The 6,899-nt window shown below is 53.2% G+C and carries 5 protein-coding genes and 1 rRNA gene; 2 read left to right on the top strand and 4 right to left on the bottom strand.

Going from position 1 to position 6,899, the window contains the following annotated elements; translation table 11 throughout:
* The 4 genes from VV869_RS09105 to rluD form a co-directional block, all read right to left on the bottom strand.
* Positions 1-76, bottom strand: a 16S ribosomal RNA gene (locus tag VV869_RS09105); the annotation flags it as partial.
* Between the two features lie 510 nt (positions 77-586).
* Positions 587-3,160 (bottom strand): ATP-dependent chaperone ClpB, encoded by a 2,574-nt coding sequence (gene clpB / locus VV869_RS09100; RefSeq protein ID WP_337734638.1) that lies wholly within the window; start codon positions 3,158-3,160, stop codon positions 587-589.
* 361 nt (positions 3,161-3,521) lie between these two features.
* Complete coding sequence (pgeF, locus tag VV869_RS09095; protein WP_337734637.1) at positions 3,522-4,253, bottom strand: peptidoglycan editing factor PgeF; 732 nt, start codon at positions 4,251-4,253, stop codon at positions 3,522-3,524.
* Position 4,254: 1 nt separating this feature from the next.
* Positions 4,255-5,229 (bottom strand): 23S rRNA pseudouridine(1911/1915/1917) synthase RluD, encoded by a 975-nt coding sequence (gene rluD, locus VV869_RS09090; protein ID WP_337734636.1) that lies wholly within the window; start codon positions 5,227-5,229, stop codon positions 4,255-4,257.
* A 137-nt stretch (positions 5,230-5,366) separates the two neighbouring features.
* Between rluD and bamD the strand changes: the two genes are divergently transcribed.
* Both bamD and hpf read left to right on the top strand, forming a co-directional pair.
* Positions 5,367-6,092, top strand: a complete 726-nt coding sequence (gene bamD / locus VV869_RS09085) for an outer membrane protein assembly factor BamD (protein WP_337734635.1) — start codon at positions 5,367-5,369, stop codon at positions 6,090-6,092.
* Between the two features lie 424 nt (positions 6,093-6,516).
* Positions 6,517-6,867: a ribosome hibernation-promoting factor, HPF/YfiA family gene (gene hpf, locus VV869_RS09080; RefSeq protein ID WP_337734634.1), complete on the top strand. Its 351-nt coding sequence runs from the start codon at positions 6,517-6,519 to the stop codon at positions 6,865-6,867.
* Positions 6,868-6,899 lie beyond the last annotated feature (32 nt).

The following is a 6,899-nucleotide window of genomic DNA, read 5'->3' as shown; positions in this document are numbered from 1 at the left end:
GTCGCTGCCGCTCGACTTGCATGTGTTAGGCCTGCCGCCAGCGTTCAATCTGAGCCATGATCAAACTCTTCAATTAAAGTTTTGGTGTTTCCGAAGAAACGGCTCAGTGATTACTGATTTCTTGTTTCCGCTTTTTAAGAAAAAGCAGAAGCAAAAATAAATTGACTGTGCTGATACCGAAGTATCAATTTGGTCACTCAGTTCACTGATAAATCTTTTTGACTATCATTTCACGAGTGCCCACACAGATTGCATGGTCAAATTGTTAAAGAACTTTTCTTTCACGTTGCTGGCTTATCTCGCCGCGCTCCGTGTCAGTGAGGCGCAATTATAGAGACTTGGATCGTATTGGCAAGTGGCTTTTTAAAAAATTATCATCAAATACAATCAAGCGAACAAATGTTAACCAAAAACAAGTATTGAAGTGCATTTTTACACCGCTCGCATTGTCCATTGGCTGCCAAATCAGATGTTTCGGAATAAACAGGGCGGACCAAAGCTCTCCTATATGAAAAGATCTCTCATATAAAAAGCCCCCACTCTATTCAAGTGAGGGCTTTCGATTTCAGGGAATTTTAATGGCTCATCACTGCTTCGCGACAATCTTACCGTCTTCAGCCGTGACCGCGATGGCCTTACCCGGCTCAAACTTGCCCGACAGGATGTCCTGCGCCAGCGGGTTCTCCAGATAATGCTGAATCGCACGTTTCAGCGGACGGGCACCATACACCGGATCAAACCCTGCTTCAGCAATCAGCTCCAGCGCACTGTCTTTCACCTCCAGCACGTAATCGCGTTCTTGCAGACGTTTCACCAAACGCTCCATCTGGATTGAGGCGATATTCTTGATATGCGCTTCGCCTAATGGATGGAAGACCACAGTTTCATCGACCCGGTTAATGAACTCAGGGCGGAAATGATGGTTGACCACTTCCATCACCGTTTGCTTCATCCCGTCATAATCCAGCTCGCCGAAGTGTTCCTGGATCCGATCCGACCCCAGGTTCGAGGTCATAATCACCACGGTATTACGAAAATCGACCGTTCTGCCCTGGCCATCGGTCAGGCGACCGTCATCCAGTACCTGAAGCAGAATGTTGAACACGTCCGGATGTGCTTTTTCCACTTCATCTAGCAGAATCACAGAGTACGGCTTGCGGCGAACCGCTTCGGTCAGGTAGCCCCCTTCCTCATAGCCGACATAGCCCGGAGGTGCCCCCACCAGACGAGCAACCGAGTGTTTCTCCATAAATTCCGACATATCAATACGGACCATGGCATCATCACTGTCGAACATAAAGTTCGCTAGAGTTTTACACAGTTCGGTTTTCCCGACCCCAGTCGGGCCGAGGAACAGGAATGAGCCAATCGGACGATTCGGATCCGACAGTCCGGCCCGGCTACGGCGAATTGCATTCGCTACCGCATCCACAGCTTCGTTCTGACCAATCACCCGTTTGTGTAATGCCTCTTCCATGCGAAGCAGTTTCTCCCGCTCCCCTTCCAGCATTTTTGCCACCGGGATCCCGGTCTGACGCGACAATACTTCTGCGATTTCAGCATCGGTGACCCGGTTCTTCAGCAGGCTCATCTCCTGCATTTCCGCCTGCGTGGCTAAGTCCAGCTGTTTTTCCAAAGCCGGGATTTTGCCATACTGCAATTCCGACATCCGGTTTAAATCCCCGGCACGGCGCGCCACTTCCATATCCGTCCGCGCCTGCTCCAGTTCTGACTTGATATGCTGCGTCCCCGAGAGGGCTGCTTTTTCGGCATTCCACACTTCTTCCAGTTCAGCATATTCACGCTCTTTGCTGCCCAGCTCTTCACGCAAGTCACTCAAACGCTTCTTACTGGCCTCGTCGCTCTCTTTTTCCATCGCCTGCTGTTCAATCTTGAGCTGAACAATCCGACGCTCGAGGCGATCAAGTGATTCCGGCTTGGAATCAATTTGCATCCGGATGCTGGACGCTGCCTCATCGATCAGGTCAATCGCCTTATCCGGCAGCTGACGATCCGACACATATCGGTGGGACAGGCTGGCCGCGGCGACGATGGCCGGGTCAGTAATTTCTACATGGTGGTGCAGCTCGTAGCGCTCTTTCAGGCCTCGCAGGATCGCTACGGTATCTTCGACCGTCGGCTCTTCCACCAGCACTTTCTGGAAACGACGCTCGAGTGCGGCGTCTTTTTCAACGTACTGACGGTATTCATCCAGGGTGGTGGCACCGACGCAGTGCAATTCACCCCGCGCCAAAGCCGGCTTGAGCATATTCCCGGCATCCATGGCCCCTTCGCCTTTCCCGGCACCAACCATGGTGTGCAGCTCATCGACAAAGAGGATGACACTCCCTTCTTCCTGGGCCAGCTCATTGAGCACCGCTTTGAGGCGCTCTTCAAATTCACCGCGATATTTGGCCCCGGCAATCAGGGCGCCCATATCCAGCGACAGCACTCGCTTGTGACGCAGCCCTTCCGGAACCTCGCCGTTAACAATCCGCTGTGCCAACCCTTCAACAATGGCTGTCTTCCCGACCCCCGGTTCACCGATCAGCACCGGGTTGTTCTTGGTCCGGCGCTGTAACACCTGGATGGTGCGGCGGATCTCATCATCCCGGCCAATCACCGGATCCAGCTTGCCCTGCTCGGCCCGCTCTGTCAGGTCAATCGTATATTTCTTGAGTGCCTGGCGGTTATCTTCTGCATTCGGATCATCAACGTTCTGACCACCACGCACTTGCTCAATGGCTTTTTCAACTTTATTTGCCGTCAGGCCCATCTGCTTGAGCAACTGCCCCAACGGGCCTTTATCATCCACCGCTGCCAGAATAAACAGCTCAGATGAAATGAATTTGTCTTTACGCTTTTGTGCCAGCTTGTCACACATATTCAGCAGCATACCCATGCCATGGGATAACTGAACATCCCCGCCGATGCCGCTCACTTTCGGCAGGCGATCGAGTTGCTCGGACAAGCTGGAACGAAGCTGGGAGACATCAATATCCAGGATCGTCAGTAACGGTCGAATCGTACTACCATCCTGGTTCAGCAAGGCCAACATCAAGTGAGTCGGCTCGATATACTGATGGTCTCGCCCCAATGCTAACGATTGAGCATCAGAGATAGCCATCTGGAATTTGCTAGTAAATCGGTCAAGACGCATGTGGCCCCCTATCATTGTCTAATTACAATCATTGATATGGTTGCCGAAGCCGACATTTTCAAGTTTTTCACGCAGAGAAATGCGTCAGATTGAACACCAAAGGTGTCAGCCTGCATCGCGCTTCATCCCCGGCGTGAGTCCCCTCGCAAGTAAGCCGGTGTTCAGAAGCATTGAATGGTCAGGTGACGCTGGTGTCGGTGGTACACTTTGCCCCCGGCATCAGCGTCGGGAGCATCGTGAAAAGAAAAGTGGAAGTTCTTCAGGGGAGCCTGGCCGGATCAGCCTTTCAGCTCAGCGATTGAAAGTCATCTGTCAGACACAACTGATGATCACGCAATGCCAGGCCTGAGCCTGGCAAGCATTACGACGGTTCAATCCAGATCAAACTAGCCTGACGGCCGGTGACGCCGTCGCGGCGGTAGGAAAAGTACTCTTCCGGCTGGCTATAGGTACACTGATCGCCACCAAAAATCTGGTGAACCCCGGCACGCGCCAGTCGCTGACGGGCCAACAGGTATAAATCAGCCAGCCATTTCTCGCCCTGCGGCTGAAACGCAGCTTCTGCTTCCGGCATCACCGCCATAAACTGCGCACGCACTTCACCGCCGACTTCAAAAGCAGTAGGTCCAATCGCCGGCCCCAGCCAGGCCAGAATCGTCTCGCCCGGCCCCGTAAATTTCGTCAGGGCCGCTTCAAGAATACCATCCGCCAGCCCGCGCCAACCGGCATGCACAGCCGCCACCTGAGTCCCGTCCTGATCGCACAGCAACACCGGCAGACAATCTGCCGTCATCACCGTACAGGCCAGTCCGGGGGTTTGGGTATAGCTCCCGTCCGCGTCCTGCAAGGCCGAAGTCGACGCCGTCAGGGTCAACACCCGGTTGCTGTGGATCTGATTGAGCCAGACCGGCGACCGGGCCAAATCTAAAGCCTGGCGCAGTGCTTCTCGGTTAGACGCCACATGCTCAGACTGATCCCCGACATGGGCGCCCAGGTTCAATCCCTGATACGGCGGCAGGCTGATCCCCCCTTCACGGGTGGTCGAGACCGCTTTGATATGCGCCGGTGCCGGCCAGTCGGGAGTCAGGAACATGTTAGTAGTCGTCCTCTGGATGCTCTTCTTTGTCTTTGCGCAAAATATCCATCATCACCACCATATCGGTCGGCAATGGCGCATGCCACTCCATCAACTCACCGGTGATCGGGTGGTCCAAACGCAACATACGTGCATGCAGCGCCTGACGATCAAACGCGCGCAGTGCCTGGATCAGCTCATCCGACGCATTGCGCGGCGGGCGCGGACGACCGCCATAGGTGACATCCCCCACCAACGGATGTGACAGATAGGCCATATGCACCCGGATTTGGTGCGTCCGGCCGGTTTCCAGGCGCAGAACAATGCGGGTGTGCTCGCGGTAATGCTCGGCCACCCGGTAATGCGTGATCGCCGGTTTCCCCAGCTCATGAACTGCCATGCAGGTACGTTTGGTCGAATGACGGCCAATCGGCTTTTCAACAATCCCGCCACCGGTCATTCTGCCCATGGCAATGGCTTCATATTCGCGGGTGATCTTGCGTTTTTGCAACGCACGCACCAGACGTGTCTGCGCCTGGATGGTTTTCGCCACCACCATCAGACCCGTCGTGTCTTTATCCAGACGGTGAACAATCCCGGCCCGCGGCACTTCAGCCAGCTCCGGACAGTGGTGCAACAGGGCGTTCAGAACCGTCCCGTCCGGGGTACCAGCCCCCGGATGAACGACAAAGTCACGCGGCTTGTTGATCACCAGGATATGCTCATCTTCGTAGACGATATTGAGCGGAATATCCTGGGCCTCCCAACGGACTTCATCTTCAATCTCGGCCTGAACGAAGAGCGACTCGCCCCCCATCATTTTGGTCCGTGGTTTCTTGACCACTTCACCGTCAACCGATACCTTGCCATCCAGAATCCACTCTTTGATCCGGGAACGGGAGTAATCCGGATATAATTCTGCCAGCGCCTGATCCAGGCGTTGTCCTAGCTGGCTCTCGTTTACCGTATTTGTTAACTCTATTTGCTGTGCCATCGCGAACTTTTTCAAAAAGCGTGGGACTAAACGTCAAACGCTGCGTAAAATAACTTAATAGTGCCATTGTATCTGTTAACGGCCCCGTCCGTAATGGATCCACAGAAAATAAATTGACCAAGGAAACAGACGACACAATGAAACGCCTGACAATCTCGACTCTGCTTGCCGTTACTCTTCTTTCAGGCTGTTCCAGTACTGACGAAATTGTGCCCGATATTCCACCGTCTGAACTCTACGCCACCGCCCAGCAAGCGCTGCAAAGCGGCAGCTGGATCACGGCCATTGAGCGGCTGGAAACGTTGGACTCGCGTTATCCGTTTGGCGCCTACTCTGAACAGGTTCAGCTGGATCTGATCTATGCGTACTACAAAAATGATGATTTGGCGCTGGCCGAAGCCACCATTGACCGCTTTAACCGATTGAATCCGGCGCATGAAAAGGCAGACTGGGTGCTGTACATGCGCGGCCTGACCAATATGGCCCAGGATCGCAGCTTCCTGCACGATCTGTTCGATATCGATCGCCATGACCGGGATCCGGAGCCTTCCCGCCGTGCTTTCCGCGACTTTAAACGTCTGCTGGAGCGCTACCCGAGCAGCCTGTATACGGCCGACGCCAAAGCACGGATGGTCTTTTTGAAAAACCGACTGGCCGATTATGAGCTGGCCGCTGCCGACTACTATATCCGCCGTGAAGCCTGGGTTGCCGCGATCAATCGGGCGCAACAGCTGCAGCGTCACTACCCGGACACCCAAGCAGCCCGCCAGTCGTTGGCGCTGATGGAAACCGCCTACCAGCAGTTGAACCTGCAACAGCCGCTGGAACATACCCGCGAGCTGATGACGCTGAATCCACAGTAAAAACAAGAAAAGCCAACCGAAAACAAAAACAGCAGCCTGAGGCTGCTGTTTTTTTATGATGCGGTATCGCGCAAGCGCACTGTGAAGAAAGCGATGAAGAAACCAGAGACAACAGCGCACGCTGTTACGCGCTAGCAGGGCTGACCCCACTTGGTTAAAATCAATCCAACTTATTGTTATAAATCGAATTAGGTCCCTAGTCAGCACCAGCCACCAGCGTTCTTCCTGGTTTCATACTGCCTCAGTTTTCATCCCTCGGACAAGTGTTTTCATCATAAATTTTTGCAACAAATGAGGACGGATCACATAATTTTTCTGGACATTATCGCAATCACCCAAACGTGATCCATGTCACGTTATTAAGTCCTGATTTTAGTAATCTGAAGTTAACCCAACGAAGGGTAGCAAAAGAGGAAAGAATATTATGACAGTAAATATTACCGGCAAAAACCTAGACATCACTCCTGCTATCCGTGAAAGAATTGAATTTAAATTCAAAAAGTTAGAAAAATACCAAGTCCCGCTCATCAGTAAGAATGCGACTATTAGCACAGAGCCGGGCAAGCAGTTTAAAATCGAAGCCTCAGCGGCTATTCCAGGTGGACAAATCGTCGCCTCCGCAGAGCATGACGATATGTACGGCGCCATTACCGAGGCCTACCAGAAGCTGGAACGCCAGCTCAACAAGCAAGCGCATAAACCGGCAGCCCGCCGTGCCAGCCACAGCAACAAACCAGAGGTTGAAGCTGAAGTCGAAGAACAAGAAGAAGCATAATCAAACTGAGAGGATTTCAAACCGCCCTGCCC

This window comes from Photobacterium sp. MCCC 1A19761, assembly GCF_037389125.1.
Lineage (GTDB): Bacteria > Pseudomonadota > Gammaproteobacteria > Enterobacterales > Vibrionaceae > Photobacterium.
This window is presented reverse-complemented; position numbering and strand designations above follow the sequence as displayed.